This is a genomic window from Xanthobacter pollutisoli (assembly GCF_040044995.1).
GTDB lineage: Bacteria > Pseudomonadota > Alphaproteobacteria > Rhizobiales > Xanthobacteraceae > Xanthobacter.
Genome location: NZ_JBDZDP010000028.1, coordinates 1 through 16161, shown reverse-complemented (window position 1 = coordinate 16161; position 16161 = coordinate 1). Strand labels below are relative to the sequence as shown.

The 16161-nt window shown below is 67.1% G+C and carries 12 protein-coding genes; 6 read left to right on the top strand and 6 right to left on the bottom strand.

Going from position 1 to position 16161, the window contains the following annotated elements; all coding sequences use genetic code 11:
• The first annotated feature begins 99 nt into the window (after positions 1-99).
• From ABLE93_RS24550 to ABLE93_RS24525, 6 genes are all read left to right on the top strand, one after another.
• Complete coding sequence (locus tag ABLE93_RS24550; RefSeq protein ID WP_348842328.1) at positions 100-2127, top strand: acetyl-CoA carboxylase biotin carboxylase subunit; 2028 nt, start codon at positions 100-102, stop codon at positions 2125-2127.
• A gap of 311 nt (positions 2128-2438) precedes the next feature.
• Positions 2439-3668 carry a class I SAM-dependent methyltransferase gene (locus ABLE93_RS24545; protein ID WP_348842327.1) on the top strand — a complete coding sequence of 410 codons (1230 nt, stop codon included), beginning with the start codon at positions 2439-2441 and terminating at the stop codon, positions 3666-3668.
• Positions 3669-3875: 207 nt separating this feature from the next.
• The gene (locus tag ABLE93_RS24540; protein WP_348842326.1) at positions 3876-5720 is read left to right on the top strand and encodes a methylmalonyl-CoA mutase subunit beta; all 1845 of its coding nucleotides are present in this window, start codon (positions 3876-3878) and stop codon (positions 5718-5720) included.
• Positions 5721-5727: 7 nt separating this feature from the next.
• On the top strand, positions 5728-6108 hold the full coding sequence (locus tag ABLE93_RS24535; RefSeq protein ID WP_348842325.1) for a hypothetical protein: 381 nt from the start codon (positions 5728-5730) through the stop codon (positions 6106-6108).
• A gap of 83 nt (positions 6109-6191) precedes the next feature.
• Positions 6192-8348: a methylmalonyl-CoA mutase gene (scpA, locus tag ABLE93_RS24530; protein WP_348842324.1), complete on the top strand. Its 2157-nt coding sequence runs from the start codon at positions 6192-6194 to the stop codon at positions 8346-8348.
• Between the two features lie 26 nt (positions 8349-8374).
• A complete protein-coding gene (locus ABLE93_RS24525) occupies positions 8375-9250 on the top strand; it encodes an MBL fold metallo-hydrolase (protein ID WP_348842349.1) in 876 nt (291 codons plus the stop codon).
• Between the two features lie 65 nt (positions 9251-9315).
• Here ABLE93_RS24525 and ABLE93_RS24520 read toward each other — a convergent pair whose 3' ends face one another.
• The 6 genes from ABLE93_RS24520 to ABLE93_RS24495 all read right to left on the bottom strand — a co-directional run bounded on the left by ABLE93_RS24520 (position 9316) and on the right by ABLE93_RS24495 (position 15376).
• Positions 9316-9888 (bottom strand): UbiX family flavin prenyltransferase, encoded by a 573-nt coding sequence (locus tag ABLE93_RS24520; protein WP_348842323.1) that lies wholly within the window; start codon positions 9886-9888, stop codon positions 9316-9318.
• A gap of 61 nt (positions 9889-9949) precedes the next feature.
• The gene (locus ABLE93_RS24515; protein WP_348842322.1) at positions 9950-10738 is read right to left on the bottom strand and encodes an ABC transporter ATP-binding protein; all 789 of its coding nucleotides are present in this window, start codon (positions 10736-10738) and stop codon (positions 9950-9952) included.
• Positions 10729-11538, bottom strand: a complete 810-nt coding sequence (locus tag ABLE93_RS24510; RefSeq protein WP_348842321.1) for an ABC transporter permease — start codon at positions 11536-11538, stop codon at positions 10729-10731. The genes ABLE93_RS24515 and ABLE93_RS24510 overlap by 10 nt, the downstream gene beginning before the upstream one ends.
• Before the next feature lie 8 nt (positions 11539-11546).
• On the bottom strand, positions 11547-12518 hold the full coding sequence (locus ABLE93_RS24505; protein WP_348842320.1) for an ABC transporter substrate-binding protein: 972 nt from the start codon (positions 12516-12518) through the stop codon (positions 11547-11549).
• A gap of 180 nt (positions 12519-12698) precedes the next feature.
• A complete protein-coding gene (locus ABLE93_RS24500) occupies positions 12699-14303 on the bottom strand; it encodes a UbiD family decarboxylase (RefSeq protein ID WP_348842319.1) in 1605 nt (534 codons plus the stop codon).
• Positions 14304-14872: 569 nt separating this feature from the next.
• Complete coding sequence (locus ABLE93_RS24495; protein WP_348842318.1) at positions 14873-15376, bottom strand: MarR family winged helix-turn-helix transcriptional regulator; 504 nt, start codon at positions 15374-15376, stop codon at positions 14873-14875.
• Positions 15377-16161: the final 785 nt, after the last annotated feature.

Genomic DNA, 16161 nt, shown 5'->3' with positions numbered 1-16161 from the left:
CCCGCCTCCGCTGCGCTCCGGCACGGTCTCCCGCAAGCGGGGACGCCCCGGAGAGGACCGCAAAGAATTCAGCGCCGCTGGCGCAAAGGAACGAACGCCATGTTCTCGAAGATCCTGATCGCGAACCGGGGTGAGATAGCCTGCCGCGTCATCAAGACGGCGCGCAAGATGGGCATCAAGACGGTTGCCGTCTATTCCGACGCCGACAAGGACGCCCTCCATGTGGAGATGGCGGACGAGGCGGTGCATATCGGCCCGCCGCAGGCCGCCCAGTCCTACCTCATCGCCGAGAAGATCGTGGAGGCCTGCAAGGCCACCGGGGCCGAGGCGGTGCATCCCGGCTACGGCTTCCTGTCCGAACGCGCGTCCTTCCCGAAGCTCCTCGCCGAGCACGGCATCGTCTTCATCGGGCCGAACCCCCATGCCATCGAGGCCATGGGCGACAAGATCGAGTCCAAGAAGGCGGCGGCCGCGGCCAAGGTTTCCACCGTCCCCGGCTATCTCGGCGAGATCGCATCGGGCGCCGAGGCGGCCAAGATCGCCGACGAGATCGGCTATCCGGTGATGATCAAGGCCTCGGCCGGCGGCGGCGGCAAGGGCATGCGCATCGCCTATTCCCGTGACGAGGTGCAGGACGGCTTCGACCGCGCACGCTCGGAGGCGAAATCCTCCTTCGGCGATGACCGCGTGTTTGTGGAGAAGTTCATCGTCGATCCGCGCCACATCGAGATCCAGGTGCTGGGCGACAAGCACGGCAACGTCATCTATCTCGGCGAGCGCGAGTGCTCCATCCAGCGCCGCAACCAGAAGGTCGTCGAGGAAGCCCCCTCCCCGCTGCTGGACGAAGCCACCCGCAAGAAGATGGGCGAGCAGGCCGTCGCCCTCGCCAAGGCCGTGGGCTACGACAGCGCCGGCACGGTGGAGTTCGTCGCCGGCCAGGACAAGAGCTTCTTCTTCCTGGAGATGAACACCCGCCTGCAGGTGGAGCATCCCGTCACCGAGCTCATCACCGGCATCGATCTCGTGGAGCAGATGATCCGCGTCGCCGCCGGCGAGCCGCTGACCATCACCCAGGACGACGTGAAGCTCACCGGCTGGGCGGTGGAAAGCCGCATCTATGCGGAAGACCCCTACCGCAACTTCCTGCCCTCCACCGGGCGCCTCGTGCGCTACCGCCCCCCGGCGGAAGGCAAGGACGGCCCCATCACCGTGCGCAACGACACCGGCGTCTATGAGGGCGGGGAGATCTCCATCTTCTACGATCCCATGATCGCCAAGCTCGTCACCCACGCCCCCACCCGCGCCATGGCGATCGAGGCGCAGGCGGATGCCCTGGACGCCTTCGCCATCGACGGCATCGGCCACAACATCCCCTTCCTCTCGGCGCTGATGGCGCACAAGCGCTGGCAGGACGGGCGGCTCTCCACCGGCTTCATCGCCGAGGAATATCCCGAGGGCTTCCATGCCCGCGCGCCGGAAGGCGAGCTCATCCACACCCTCTCCGCCGTGGCCGCGGTGATCGACCACATCCAGAACACCCGCAAGCGGAAGATCTCCGGCCAGACCTCGGGCGTCACCTGGACCATCGCCAAGCGCCGCATGGTGCAGCTTTCCGCTGGCGAGGAAACCATCTCCACCGCCTGCGAGGTGGAGACGGTGGACGGCGGCTTCAAGGTGCAGATCTTCGCCGCCGACGGCACGCCCGGCCACACCCACCTCCTGCGCTCCACCTGGAAGCCCGGCGACGTGGTGTGGTCCGGCACCATCGACGCCGACCAGGTGGCGGTGCAGGTGCGCACCATCCCCAACGGCTATGTGCTCGCCCACCGCGGCATCTCCACCAAGGCGCGGATCTACACCGAGCTGTCGGCCGCGCTGGCAGCGCTCATGCCCAAGAAGGAGAATGCGGGCGGCGGCAAGGAATTGCTCTGCCCCATGCCGGGCCTCGTGGTCTCCATCGCCGTGACTCCCGGCCAGGAGGTGAAGAACGGCGAGATCCTCGCCATCGTGGAAGCCATGAAGATGGAGAATGTGCTGCGCGCCGAGCGCGACGGCACCATCAAGGCCGTCCACGCCAAGGCCGGCGACAGCCTCGCCGTGGATGCGGTGATCCTGGAATTCGCGTGATGGGAGCGGCAGGCCTCTCCCTGCGGGTGTCCAACGGACGCCCGTCCCCCGGCCAAGCGACGGCACAGCCGGAGCGCGGAGCCGGGGTCCAGGAGAAGAGTCAGCGCAGCAGCCCGTTTCCCGCATCGGCGGGAGAAGAGCCACCTCCGGCGTACCTTTGCGCTGGGCCCCGGCTCTCCTTCCGCTTGCGCTTCAGTCGGCCGGGGCACGAGGGTGGCCTCGCGCCTCGTCATGTGAAAATGTCCGGCACATTCGCACCCTCCCTGTCCGTCCCGCTTACGCGGGAGCGGGCGCCTGCCGGAGCCTTCTGAATGCGCCTCCTCTCCCACCTCCTCAGCCGGTTCGTCGAGAAGGGCCAGCTCACGGTCCTCACCGTGGACGGGCAGCGCCACGTGTTCGGCTCGGGGCAGGATGGGCCATCCGTGACGGTGCGGATGCATGACAAGAAGCTGGAGCGGGACCTCTTCTTCAATCCGGAATTGGTGGCGGCCGAGGCCTATATGGACGGCCGCCTCTCCTTCGAGGACGGCGCCGGCGCGTTCGAGCTGCTAAATCTCTTCTCAGTGAACCGCAAGGGCCTCGGCTCCCACCCGGTGCAGCAGGCGCTCAGGCAGGCATGGCGCTCGGTCCGCCGGTTCCAGCAGGCGAACCCGGTGGGCAAGGCGAAGGAGAACGTATCCTCCCATTACGACCACCCGGCCGCCTTCTACCGGCTGTGGCTGGACGAGACCATGGCCTATTCCTGCGCCTACTTCACCCACCCCGACGAGCCGCTGGCCGACGCCCAGCGCAACAAGTTCCGCCACATCGCCGCGAAGCTGAAGATCGCCCCCGGCATGCGGGTGGCGGAGATCGGCTCCGGCTGGGGCGGGCTCGCCATCTACATGGCCAAGGAATGCGGTGCGCACGTCACCGCCATCAACGTCTCGCCGGAGCAGCTGGCCGAGAGCCGGCGCCTCGCCGAGGCGGCCGGTGTCATCGACCGCATCGACTTCCGCGAGGTGGATTACCGCAACCTCACCGGCAAGTATGACCGCGTGGTCTCCATCGGCATGATGGAGCATGTGGGCGTCTCCCACTTCGACGATTACTTCACCACCATCCGCAACCTGCTCGATGACGGCGGCTTCGCGCTGGTGCATGCCATCGGCCGCATGTCGCCGCCCGGCACCACGGCGCCCTTCATCCGCAAGTACATCTTCCCCGGCGGCTATGTGCCGGCGCTGTCGGAAGTGTTCGCCTCCACCGAGCGCACGCATCTGTGGGTGGACGACTGCGAGGTGCTGCGGCTGCACTATTACTGGACCATCCGCGCCTGGCGGCGGAACTTCATGGCCCGCCGCGCGGAAGCCGACGCCATGATGGGCGAGCGCTTCGGCCGCATGTGGGAATTCTACCTCGCCGCCGTCGAGCTGGGCTTCCTGCACGGCTCCAACATGGTGTTCCAGCTCCTCCTCTCCGAGAAGCGCGACGACGTGCCGGTGATCCGCGACTACATCGTGGACGCCGAGCGCGCCCTCGCGGCACGGGAGGGGCGCTGATGGACGCCCTCGCGCCCCGGACAAGCGACGGCATCGCCGGAGCGCCGATCCGGTGCCGAGCGCAAGACTTCCGCGCAGCGGGCAATTCCGCCCCGCTGCAAAGCGCTCGCCGCCTCCGGCGCAGTCTAGCGCTGGATCCCGGCTCTCCTTCCGCTCCGCTCCAGTCGGCCGGGATGCGACCGACCTTTTCCCTTCGGAGGTCCTGACATGACCGACGCAACCGCCCTCCCCTTCGCGACCGACATCGCCCCCGTCACGCGCGCGGACTGGCTGAAGCTGGTGGAGGGCGTGCTGAAGGGCGCGCCCTACGACAAGCGCCTCGTGACCCGCACCTATGAGGGCCTCGCCCTCGATGCCCTGCCCGAACGCAAGGCGGATGCTCCCCTCGTCGCCGGGCGGCCGGCCGGGGCGCCGTGGGTCATCTCCATGCGGGTGGACCAGATCGATCCCGCGGCCGCCAATGCGCAGGCCATGGAGGACCTCGACGGCGGCGCCTCGGGCCTCGCGCTGGTGTTTGCCGCGTCCCCCTCGGCCTACGGCTTCGGCCTGCCCGAAGGCACGGACCTCGCCGTGGTGCTGCAGGACGTGCTGCTCGACCTCATCGACGTGCGCATTGAGAGCGGCGCCTTCCAGGGCCGCGAGGATGCCCTCGCCTTCGCCGACCTCGTGGAGGCGCGCGGCTTCAAGCCGGAGGGCGTCGCCGTCTCCTTCGGCCTCGACCCGCTGGGCGACTTCGCCGCCCACGGCACCCTGCCCATGGCGTGGCCGCTGCTGGCCAAGCGCTTCGCCGAGACCTCGGCCATCCTTGGCGCCCGCGGCTTCGCCGGCCCCTTCGCCCGGGCCGACGGTGGCATCTATCACGCGGCCGGCGCCTCGGATGCGCAGGAACTGGCGGCGGTGCTCGCCACCATGGTCGCGTATCTGAAGGCCTATGCGGAAGCCGGCATCGCGCTGGAGGAGGCGGCCGGCCGCATCGAGGCGGCTCTGGTGGCCGACGTGAACCAGACCGCCACCATCGCCAAGTTCCGCGCCATCCGCCTGCTCTGGGCCGCCGTGCTGCGCGAATGCGGGCTGAAGGAAACGCCCCTCAAGCTGCACGGCGCCACCGCGTGGCGCTCCCTCACCCGACGCGATCCTTATGTGAACCTGCTGCGCAACACGGTCGCCGCCTTCGCGGCGGGCGTCGGCGGGGCGGACAGCGTCACGGTCCTGCCCTTCACCCAGGCGCTGGGCCTGCCGGATGCCTTCGCCCGCCGCCTCGCCCGCAACACCCAGGTGATGCTACTCGAGGAGAGCAACGTCCACCGCGTGGCCGACCCCGCCGCCGGCTCCGGCGCGGTGGAGGCGCACACCGATGGCCTCGCGGCCAAGGCGTGGGACATGTTCCGCACCATCGAGGCGCGCGGCGGCATGGCCGACGTGCTGGAAGACCGCTGGCTGAAGGCCGAGATCGCCGAGGTGAAGGCCAAGCGGGACGCCGACGTCGCTACCCGCAAGGCGCCCATCACCGGCACCTCGGAATTTCCCATCCTGGTGCAGGAGGCGCCGGAGGTTCTGGCGCCCCTCTCGCCGGAGCCCGCCCCGCTGGCGGACGGGGCGCTCGCACCCTACCGCATCGCCGAGGCCTTCGAGGCCCTGCGCGACACGGCGGACGCCGCGCCGAAGCCGCCCGCCCTCTTCCTTGCGGCGCTGGGCCCGGTGGCGGCCTTCACGGCGCGCGCCACCTTCGCCAAGAACTTCTTCGAGGCGGGCGGCATCACCGCGGCCGTGCCGGACGGCTTCGCCGACCTCGATGCGCTGGTCGCCGCCTTCAAGGCCGCCGACACACCCTTCGCCTGTCTCGTCTCCTCCGACGAGGTCTATGGCGCCGAGGGCACGGCCGCTGCCGAGGCGCTGAAGGCAGCCGGAGCCACCGCCGTCTGGCTCGCCGGCAAGCCGTCGGGCGAGCTGGAAGCGGCGATGGCCGGGGCCGGCGTCGCAGATTTCATCTTCGCGGGCTGCGATGCGCTGGACACGCTGAAGCGCGCGCAGGCGGCGGCTGGCATCGGCTGAGGGGGGAATGATGGGGAGTTTCAAGCGTCTTCCGCTGGCGGGCGTCGCCGCCGGCCTCCTCGCCGCCGCGACCGCCATGCCGGCCCAGGCCGACAATGCCCTGCGCTTCGACGGCAACTGGACCGTGCGCACCTCCGCCGAGACCGGGGACTGCAACAAGAATTACGACTTCAAGCTGAGCGTGAAGGGTGGCAAAGTTGCCTATGCCGGCTTCTGGCCGGTGAAGGCGAACGGCGGCATCGGCAAGCTGGGCGGCGTGAGGATGACCCTTTCCCACGGCCATCACCATGTCACCGCCACCGGCCTCGCCGAAGGCGATCAGGCATCGGGCGACTGGTCTTCGCCCCATCCGAAGTGCAGCGGCTCCTGGTTCGCCAAGCGGATCTGACCGGTCAGGTTTGACCGGGCAACCGGAGCAGGAGCCATTCAGGCCTTTCGCGCGTGGCGCGGCCGATGTCGAGGATTGAAGAGATGAGCCGGATCCCCAATTTCGCCGAGATCGACTGGCGCCCCGCCGCCCCCGCCGTCCCATCCGCCGCGGCCGAGGCCTGGACCACACCCGAAGGCATTGCGGTGAAGCCGCTCTACGGCCCGGCGGACATCGAGGGCCTCGGCTATATCGATACCTACCCCGGCATCGCGCCCTTCCTGCGCGGGCCCTATGCGCCCATGTACGCCACCCAGCCCTGGACGATCCGCCAGTATGCGGGCTTCTCCACGGCGGAGGATTCCAACGCCTTCTACCGGCGCAACCTCGCCGCCGGCCAGAAGGGCCTGTCGGTGGCCTTCGACCTCGCCACCCATCGCGGCTATGACAGTGACCACCCTCGCGTCGCCGGCGACGTGGGCATGGCGGGCGTCGCCATCGACAGCATCTACGACATGCGCACGCTGTTCTCCGGCATCCCGCTGGACCAGATGAGCGTGTCCATGACCATGAACGGCGCTGTGCTGCCGATCCTGGCCCTCTATGTGGTGGCGGCGGAAGAACAGGGGGTGGCGGCCTCCAAGCTTTCGGGCACCATCCAGAACGACATTCTCAAAGAATTCATGGTGCGGAACACCTATATCTATCCGCCCGCGTCTTCCATGCGCATCATCTCCGACATCTTCGCCTTCACCTCGAAGGAGATGCCGCGCTACAACTCCATCTCCATTTCCGGCTACCACATGCAGGAAGCCGGCGCGACGCAGGATCTCGAACTCGCCTACACGCTGGCGGACGGCGTGGAATACGGCCGCGCCGGTGCCGCCGCCGGCCTGCCCATCGACGTGTTCGCGCCGCGCCTCTCCTTCTTCTGGGCCATCGGCATGAACTTCTACATGGAGGTGGCCAAGCTGCGCGCCGCCCGCCTCCTGTGGACGCGCCTGATGACCGACCTCGGGGCCAAGAACCCCAAGTCCCTGCCGCTCCGCACCCATTCCCAGACCTCCGGCTGGTCGCTGACCGCGCAGGACGTGTTCAACAACGTCATGCGGACCGCCATCGAGGCCATGGCGGCGACGCAGGGCCAGACCCAGTCACTCCACACCAACGCCCTGGACGAGGCGCTGGCGCTGCCCACGGACTTCTCAGCCCGCATCGCCCGCAACACCCAGATCCTGCTGCAGCAGGAGAGCGGCACCACCCGCCAGATCGACCTGTGGGGCGGCTCCTATTTCGTGGAGAAGCTCACGGCGGACCTCGCCGCCAAGGCGTGGGCGCACATCCAGGAAGTCGAGGCGCTGGGCGGCATGGCGAAGGCCATCGAGGCCGGCATCCCGAAGCTGCGCATCGAGGAGGCCGCCGCCACCACCCAGGCCCGCATCGACGGCGGGGCCCAGACCGTGGTGGGCGTCAACAAGTTCAAGCCGCAGCGCGACCGCATGATCGACGTGCTGAAGGTGGAGAACGCCACCGTCCGCGCCGCCCAGATCGACAAGCTGAACCGGCTGCGCGCCGAGCGCGACCAGCACGAGGTGGACGGCAAGCTGGAAGCGCTCACCAATGGTGCCGCCGGCAACGGCAACCTGCTGGCGCTGGCCATCGACGCCGCCCGGGCCAAGGCCACGGTGGGCGAGATTTCCGATGCGCTGGAGAAGGTGTTCGGCCGCCACCGCGCCGAAATCCGCGCCATCTCCGGCGTCTACAAGCGCGAGGCTTCCGCCATGACGGACAAGGTGGGCAAGGTGCAGAAGCTCGTCGAGGCGTTCGAGCACGCCGAGGGCCGCCGCCCGCGCATCCTCGTCGCCAAGGTGGGCCAGGACGGCCACGACCGGGGTCAGAAGGTCATCGCCTCCGCCTTCGCCGACCTGGGCTTCGACGTGGACATCGGCCCCCTCTTCGCCACCCCCGAGGAAGCCGCCCGGCAGGCGGTGGAGAACGACGTCCACGTGGTGGGCATCTCGTCGCTGGCCGCTGGCCACCTCACCCTCGTGCCGGCGCTGAAGGCGGCGCTGGAGGCGGAAGGGCGTGGCGACATCATGGTGGTGGTGGGCGGCGTCGTGCCCCCGCAGGACTACGACGCGCTGAAGGCCTTCGGCGCCGAAGCCATCTTCCCGCCCGGCACCGTGATTGCCGATGCGGCGAAGGAGCTGCTGCACACGCTCTCCCACCGGCTGGGGCACACGCTCGAAGCGGCGGAGTGAGCGCAGACGCGAGCGGGGCGCCCACGATGGCGCCCGGCGCCACCCTGCGCCTCCTCGAGCCGGCGCCCGGCGTGCTCGCCTTCTATGATGGGCGCATCCCCGGTGTGCGGCTGCATGGGCCGCAGGAGAACTGGCTGGACGATGGCGCCTTCGCTCTCGGCATCGCCTCCTATGCGGTGATCGATGGCGACGACGCCCTCGTCTACGACACCCACATCACCCTCGCCCATGCCCGCTACATCCGCCGCACGCTGGAGGAGCGGGGCGCGCGGCGCATCCGCGTGGTGCTGAGCCACTGGCACGACGACCATGTGGCGGGCAACGAAGCCTTCGCCGATTGCGAGATCATCGCCAATCGCGAGACCGACGCCTTGCTGCGCGCCAACCGCGCCCGGCTGGAGACGGCGGACCCGCCCATCACTCCTCTGATCCTGCCCAACCGGCTGTTCGAGGACCGGCTGTCCCTGACGGTGGGCACCCTGCCCGTGGAGCTGGTCCAAATGGACATCCACAGCCGCGACGGCACAGTCGCCCTGCTGCCCGGCGGCGTGCTCCTCGCCGGCGACACGCTGGAAGACCCCATCACCTATGTGGACGAACCCGACCGCCTCGCCGTGCATCTCGTCGGGCTGGAGCGGCTGGCGAGGCTTGGCGCAACGCGCATCCTGCCCAACCACGGCGCGCCGGAGGTGATCGCCGCCGGCGGCTACGGGCCGGGCCTCATCGATGCGACGCGGCTCTATGTGGAGACGCTGCTGCGGCTGAAGCAAGAGCCGGCGCTGGCGGGGCTCGATTTGCGCGCGTTCGCGGCCGAGGCCCTTGCAATCGGCGCGATCTCGTACTTCGAGCCCTATGAGGCGGTGCACCGGAGGAATATTGAGGCGGTGCTGGGGGCCGAGTAGGCGGCCGGTAGCAAAAGACGCCATCGGAGCGCCATCGCCTTCCCGGGGGCCAACCGCCCTCCCCCTCAATCCACGCCCTTGCCGTTCCAGCGCCGCGTCGTCGGCAGCGCGATGCCGAACAGGTCGAGGGCGCGGGCAACCGTCTGGTCCACGATCTCCAGGATGGATGTGGGACGGTGGTAGAAGGCCGGCACGGGCGGCATGATGATGGCGCCGTTCCGGGTGGCCTGCGCCATCAGTTCCACATGCCCGGCATGGAGCGGGGTTTCCCGCAGCAGCAGCACGACACGGCGCCGCTCCTTGAGGCAAACGTCAGCGGCCCGCACCACCAGCTCGTCATTGTAGCAATGGGCGATGCCGCTCAGCGTCTTGATGGAGCAGGGCGCGACCAGCATCCCCTCGGTCACGAACGAGCCCGATGATACCGAGGCGCCGATGTCCTTCGGATTGTGCACGCGATGGGCGAGCGCGCGCACAGCGTCCGGGGTGAGGTCGGTCTCGGCGATGATGGTGCGCGCCCCCGAGGCGGTGAGGATCAGGTGGATTTCCACATCCTCCAACTCGCGCAGAAGCTGGAGCGTGCGGATGCCGTAGATGGCTCCTGAAGCCCCGGTGATCGCAACCACAAGACGTCTCATGCATCAGCCTTTTCGGGATTGACCAGGTGGTGCCGCCCCGGACGGCCGCGGCGACGCCACCTCAGTCCGGCAGCGCCAGATCGGACCAGATCGCCTCGGTCAGAGCGGTGAAGGCCGGATCGCTGCGCATGGTCCGCATGTGCCGCGGACGCGGCAGATCGACCTTGTACTCGGCCAGGACGTGGGCCGGACGGGCGCTGAACACCAGCACGCGATCGGCCAGCGCCACCGCCTCCTCGATGTCGTGGGTGACGAAGATGATCGAGCGCCGCTCGACCTCCCACACCCGCAGCAGTTCGAGCCCCATGGCGATCTTCGTCTGGTAGTCGAGCGCGCCGAAGGGCTCGTCCATCAGCATGAGGGACGGGCGATAGGCCAGAAGGCGGCCCAGGGAGACGCGCTGGCGCATGCCGCCCGACAGCTGCCGTGGCCAGCAGTTCTCGAACCCTTCGAGCCGCAGCAGCTTGATGAGCCCCGCGACCTGCGCTGCCTGCTCGCCGGCGGGCGTGCCGCCAAGCTCTGCCCCGACGCGGATATTCTGCGCCACCGTCCTCCAGGGCAGCAGCGCGTCCTTCTGGAACATGAAGCCCACGTGCTGCGGCGGACGGGTGACATCCGTCCCATCCACCTTCACCTGCCCGGCGGATGGCGGCAGCAGGCCGCATATGGCGCGCAGGATGGTGGACTTTCCGGACCCGCTTGGTCCCACCACGGCGACGAACTCGCCCTCCTCCACCTTGAGCGAAATGCCCGAGACGACCTCCAGGGGCGGCATGTCCGGCCGGGGGAAGGAGATCGAGAGATCTTTCAGCTCGGCGCGCGGCGGAGCCAATTCGGCGGTCAGCGCCATGTGATCATCCTCCGCTCGACGAACCCGACAAGCTGATTGGCCAGCATCGCCAGAACCATCAGCACGATGAGGCCGGTGAAGACGCCCGTGGTGTCGAGCTGCCCGCCGCGGCTCTCCACGTACCAGCCGAGCCCGCGGTTGGCGCCGATCAGCTCGCCCACCACCGCGCCGATGAGGGCGAGGCCGATGCCGATGCGGAACGAGGCGAGGATCCACGGGGTCACGGCCGGAAGCAGAACCCGGCGCACCAGATAGAAGCGCCCCGCGCGCATGGACTTCATGAGGTCCATATGATCGGGATCGATGGTGCGGATGCCCTCCATGACATTCATCAGGAAGATGAACACCACCATGGTGAAGGCCATCATGATCTTCGAGAACAGGCCAATGCCGAACCACAGGATGAACAGCGGGGCGAGGGCGACGCGCGGCAGGCCGTAGAGGCCCATGATCACCGGATCGAGTGTGCGGGCGACTTCCGGCGCGCGCGCCAGCATGATGCCGAGCGGGATCCCGACCACAGCCGCAAGCAGCAGCCCGGCCCCTGCCTCCTGCAATGTGGTGCTGGTGTGGAGCCACAGCTCGCCGCTTTCGGCGAGCTCCCAGAGCCTTGCCGCGACGAGGCTCGGCCGGCTGCTCCAGAAGGGATTGAAAAGCGTATGGGATGCCAGTTCCCACAAGGCGAGCAGGACGGCGATGAGGCCGATCTGCCGCAACCCGGTCGCGCCAATCCCGAAGGATCGGCGCCGCCGGACCGGCTGAGCGAGGGCAGGCCCGCTCGTGGTGATGCTATCGGTCATGCGCCGCCTCACTTCGGCAGGTAGGACAGGGCCACGATGTCGTCGTATGGAACCGGCTTCAGCTTAGGCTCGGCGATCATCATCATGGACATGAGCAGGTCGAAGCTCTCGGGCGTCATGACGCCGTTCTTGGAGAGATAGCCCGCGGCCAGGTCATCGGCGAGCTGGGCGACCATGGCATCGTCCTTCACCTCGGGAAACAGGGCCTTGATGGCCGGGTAGAGAACCGTCTTGTCCTCCTGGATGAGGCGGAGCGCCTTCACGACGGCCCGGGCGACCTTCCGCGCCTGCTCGGGATGCGCTTTCAGCCACGTATCCGTGACCACGAGGTCCTGGGCCGGATAGGGCAGCTTGCGGAAATCCTCGATGATCTTGAAGGTGCCCTTCTCGGCCATGACGATCTGGATGTCGGGAGTCGAGAACATGCCGCCGGCAATGGCACCGGCCTGGATCGCGGCCCGCTGGGCGCCGGCGCGGCCAACCGAGAGCAGCACGAAATCCTTGTCCGGATCGAGGCCCGCCTTTCGGGTGGCGTAGCGGACCGTCGTGTCGGTAAGGCTGCCGGCCGTGGTGATGCCGATCTTCTCGCCCTTGAGGTCGGCGATGCTCTTGGCCGGCGAATCGGCCTTGCCGATGAGCGCATAGCTGTGCTGGTCGGCCAGCGCCACCAGCACCTTTCCGCCGAGGCCGCGGTCCTGCAGATGGATGGCGTGGTCGGCGGCACAGATGCACACGTCGATGCTGCCAGCCGCGAGCGCCTGGGCGACCGGTCCGCCGCCCTTGAAGTCGAGCCGCTCATACTTGAGGCCCTCGGCGGCGAAGAAGCCTTTCTGCTCGGCGACGACGACGGGCAAGCCGCCGGCCGAGAGCTGTGCCGCACCGATCTTGATGAGCTCCTGAGCCTTGACCGGAAGTGACGACAGACCGGCAAGCGGCAGGAACGCCGTCATAAAAAGGAGCGCCTTGAATTTGCGACGCATGTTTCGCCCTCTGCGAAAGGAGTGGAAGGAGACTTCACCAACCTCAAGCGCTCTCACCGATTCTTTTCGGCGATGTATTTTATAGTTTGACGATCCATAAATTCCTGAACCGAGAGCTTTCCGATGCTTTGCCTCTGCATTGGCGGACGCGGCGACTTCACGTCGCCACGTCCTGCGGGATCAGCGGCCCGGCGGCTTGGCGGCAAAGGGCGAGCCGCGCAGGCACATGGCGCCCTTGGCGTCCTGCCACAGGCGCTCGGTGGCATGGAGATGGCCGAGAGCGCGCGCGATCTCGGCGAAGTTGTAGCTGCTGAAGGCCTCGGCAATATCGGTGTAGTACCGAGGCGCCTTGCCGACCATCTCGGCGATTTTCTCGGCCAGCGCGATAACATCGTCTTCGCTCGCCGAAGCGCCGGGCTCGTCCGCCTTGCCGGCCACGTAGTCGCCGATCTTCGCCGTGTCGGCATAGGCATAGGCGATGCGCTCGTAACGCTCCTTCGGGATGCCTTCGGAGATGGTGGCATCGATGCCGACCTTTGCCGTGGTGGGCACCACGCCGGGCGGAGTCGGCGGCAGGCTCGGATCGAGCGGCTTTCCGCGCGCGCCGGTGACGATCATGATGTCCTTGTCGCCCTGGACGCGCGTGGCGATGGCCCATTCCACGTCCATGGGGTTGAAGACGTCGATGTCGTCGTCCACCACGACCACATGCTTCAGATCCATCACCGAGAGGGCGGCGAGCAAAGCGTTCTTGCCCTCGCCCGGCTGCTTCTTGATGGAGATGACCGCATGCCAGAAGGCGCAGCCGCCGAGGGTGACGTTGATGTCCTTCACCTGCACGCCGGCGGTCTTCAGCGCCTGCCGGATGGCCGCGTAGCGGGTGGGGGCGGCGAGCCAGGTGTTCTCCCACGGCATGTGGAGCGCGTAATAGACCGCGTCCTTGCGCATGGAGACGGACTTGATGCGCACGATGGGGTTCCAGTGCAGCCCGCCCATGAGACGGGTGAACTCGCCGAAGCGGCCTTCCGGATAGATCCAGCCGTGGGGCAGGATCTCGGCCTCGAGCACGATCTCGGCGTCAGCAATATAGGGCACGTCGATGGTGCGGCAGGGCGCAAGGTCCACCGGGCCACCACGCAGGCCGCCAGAGATGGCCATCTCGTCCACGCCGAGGGGCGCGCGGAAGCCCGAGCCCATGATCTCGTAGGGATGGGTGCCGATGGAGATGGAGATGGGGCACGGCCGGCCCGCCTCATACGCCCGCTGCGCGAACAGGCGCATGTTATTGGGCGTGACAATGTCGATTCCGGTGAGGTTCTTTTCCTTGACGATGAAGCGGTAGATGCCCGCGTTCAGCCCGAACTCCGGATCGCGCGCGATGACCACGCCGGCGGTGATCATCGGACCGCCGTCATAGATCGAGCTCATGGGGATAGGCAGCTTGTAGAGGTCGACCGCATCGCCCTCCATCACCACTTCCTGCGTGGGCGAGGTGTTGACGATGTTGGGGTTGACCGGGCGATCGATGGCCGCCCTCAGCTTCATCTCGATTTCGGGATAGGTCGTGCACCCCAGGGACATGATAGCCCGCTTCTGGGAGCGGATGATGCCGGAGACGACGGGCACGTCGTAGCCGATGACGTTGTGGAAGAACAAAGCCTTGTCGGACTGGTCCACGAGGGTCGCGATGTGGCGGATGTCGATCGGCTGATGCAGGTCGACCAACTCTCCCTGGTCCCGAAGCCGGCCCAGAAACTCGCGAAACGTCTCGGTATCATGCCTCATCTGTCACGCTCCACACGTGCCACGTGCCGTGGCCGCGCCATAAAAAAAGCCCGGCATCTCGCCGGGCCCCGATCACTTAGATTGCGTTACGTAAGCGCCACGAGAATGAGCAACGTGCGTGCGCTCGCCGGCTTCTGCTACGGCTAAGCCAAGCCAGCGACGGAATGCTTCCCGTAAGACCTGGTGGTTTCGACTTTCGAGATCTCGATTTTCTGCAGTTGTCGCATCGTTCATGAGACGGAACTCCTCAGAAACGCGCATCGATGGTGAATCAATCACCTTGTCTATGACTTTACAGTCTCGACGATGCATTGCGCTGTACACAATCCATACACGGCCACGACGCGGATGGCGCAGTCCGGCTCCTGCGGAGGACGATACCCGCCTTCCGAAAAGGACCCGCTTAGTGCGCGCCAATGGATGCGAATGGTGGCAGCTTTCACGCTCGTGAAACGCAGCCCCACGCCGCCCCTTCGGGGGCGACCCGGGACCAACGACGACGAAAGACATAATACATAGCTTGGTATGCAAGTCCACAGAATCGCCATGCACGAAATTTAGGCAGGCAATCAGCCGCGTCGCTTGAGATCGGCCTCAAGCCGTTCAGTGAGGCCAATCAGCATATCGCGCAGGGCCGTCTGCGCCGCGGGATCGAGCCCTTCCAGCGCCACGGTATTGACCTCGGCAGCGTTGCGCACCGAAGCGCGGGCGAGCCGCGCGCCGTACTCGGTGAGGTGGATGGTCGCAAGTCGCCCGTCTTCCGCGCTCTGGCGGCGCGTGATCAGCCCATCCCGCTCCATGCGTTTCAGGGTGTTCGCCATTGTGGCCTGCTCGATCCGCACAGCCTCGCACAGGTCGCGCTGGCTCATGCCGTCATGGGTCAGCAATTCCACGGCCACGGGATACTGGCCGGGCAGGATGCCGTCCGGTCCGTTGCGAACCTTCAGGGACTGGGCCAGAAGGCGCGCCAGCAGGCTGATGAGATAGCCGAGCGTCATCCGGTGCAACGGAGCGATCTCGAAGCCTTCCGGCTCCTCCGTCTCCTTTGCCTGATGCTTGCCATTGGCCGCCATCACCGCCCCTCCACTCAACTGCATTCGGTCCGGAGCCGGAGCCCCCGTGCGCAGGCCTCGCCGAACTCGCAGGCAGTGACCCCCTTTCGGTTTTAGAGGGAGAGGGAGCGAATTTCCAAGACCGGAGATCGAGCAACGCTGCACGCGCGACATACCCACGGCCCGTCAGCGCGCATGCCCAGCCACGGTGACAGGTGGGGAGCACGCTCTCAGGAGAGCCATTGTGCACGGCAGCCCCCGATGGACTCTTTCTTGAGCGCCACCCTGCGAACCTCCGCCAGAATCGCGGCTCTTGAGCCAAATTCAGCGTTAAATGGCTGATCTACCAATATGAAATATTTCATAGCGTGCTATCTATTTGGTCTTCTCCGAATTGAAATGGTTCTGTAGGCTTCTCACCAGTGAGCCGAGAGGTGATGTGCGTGACCCAGCAGCGCGAAAGAGATCGGTGGCGGAAGCGGGCCAGATTCTTCGAGGGTCCCAACGCGTCACCAACGGCCAACATCACCTCGCTGAAACCAGAATTCGAAGTCCTCAAGAGCGTCGGACAGTGAAGCGCGAGCAGCCCGACGCGGCCCTGGCCCCTGCGCCCTACGAGGCGTCGAACGCCATCACGTAACGGCCCGAGAGCGACAACCGTCGCCCTATCGCCCCAAACAGAGAGAATTGGAATGCCCAAGACGATGAAGGCCCTGCTGCTGAAGCAGCATGGCGACGTGAGCGACCTCGTGGTGGTGGACGATTATCCCGTCCCCACCGCGAAGGCCGGCGAGGTGGTGATCCGC

Coding starts and splice junctions, on each gene's coding strand:
- ABLE93_RS24550 (WP_348842328.1), top strand. CDS start 100: ATGTTCTCGAAGATCCTGATCGCGAACCGGGGTGAGATAGCCTGCCGC.
- ABLE93_RS24545 (WP_348842327.1), top strand. CDS start 2,439: ATGCGCCTCCTCTCCCACCTCCTCAGCCGGTTCGTCGAGAAGGGCCAG.
- ABLE93_RS24540 (WP_348842326.1), top strand. CDS start 3,876: ATGACCGACGCAACCGCCCTCCCCTTCGCGACCGACATCGCCCCCGTC.
- ABLE93_RS24535 (WP_348842325.1), top strand. CDS start 5,728: ATGATGGGGAGTTTCAAGCGTCTTCCGCTGGCGGGCGTCGCCGCCGGC.
- scpA (WP_348842324.1), top strand. CDS start 6,192: ATGAGCCGGATCCCCAATTTCGCCGAGATCGACTGGCGCCCCGCCGCC.
- ABLE93_RS24525 (WP_348842349.1), top strand. CDS start 8,375: ATGGCGCCCGGCGCCACCCTGCGCCTCCTCGAGCCGGCGCCCGGCGTG.
- ABLE93_RS24520 (WP_348842323.1), bottom strand. CDS start 9,888: ATGAGACGTCTTGTGGTTGCGATCACCGGGGCTTCAGGAGCCATCTAC.
- ABLE93_RS24515 (WP_348842322.1), bottom strand. CDS start 10,738: ATGGCGCTGACCGCCGAATTGGCTCCGCCGCGCGCCGAGCTGAAAGAT.
- ABLE93_RS24510 (WP_348842321.1), bottom strand. CDS start 11,538: ATGACCGATAGCATCACCACGAGCGGGCCTGCCCTCGCTCAGCCGGTC.
- ABLE93_RS24505 (WP_348842320.1), bottom strand. CDS start 12,518: ATGCGTCGCAAATTCAAGGCGCTCCTTTTTATGACGGCGTTCCTGCCG.
- ABLE93_RS24500 (WP_348842319.1), bottom strand. CDS start 14,303: ATGAGGCATGATACCGAGACGTTTCGCGAGTTTCTGGGCCGGCTTCGG.
- ABLE93_RS24495 (WP_348842318.1), bottom strand. CDS start 15,376: ATGGCGGCCAATGGCAAGCATCAGGCAAAGGAGACGGAGGAGCCGGAA.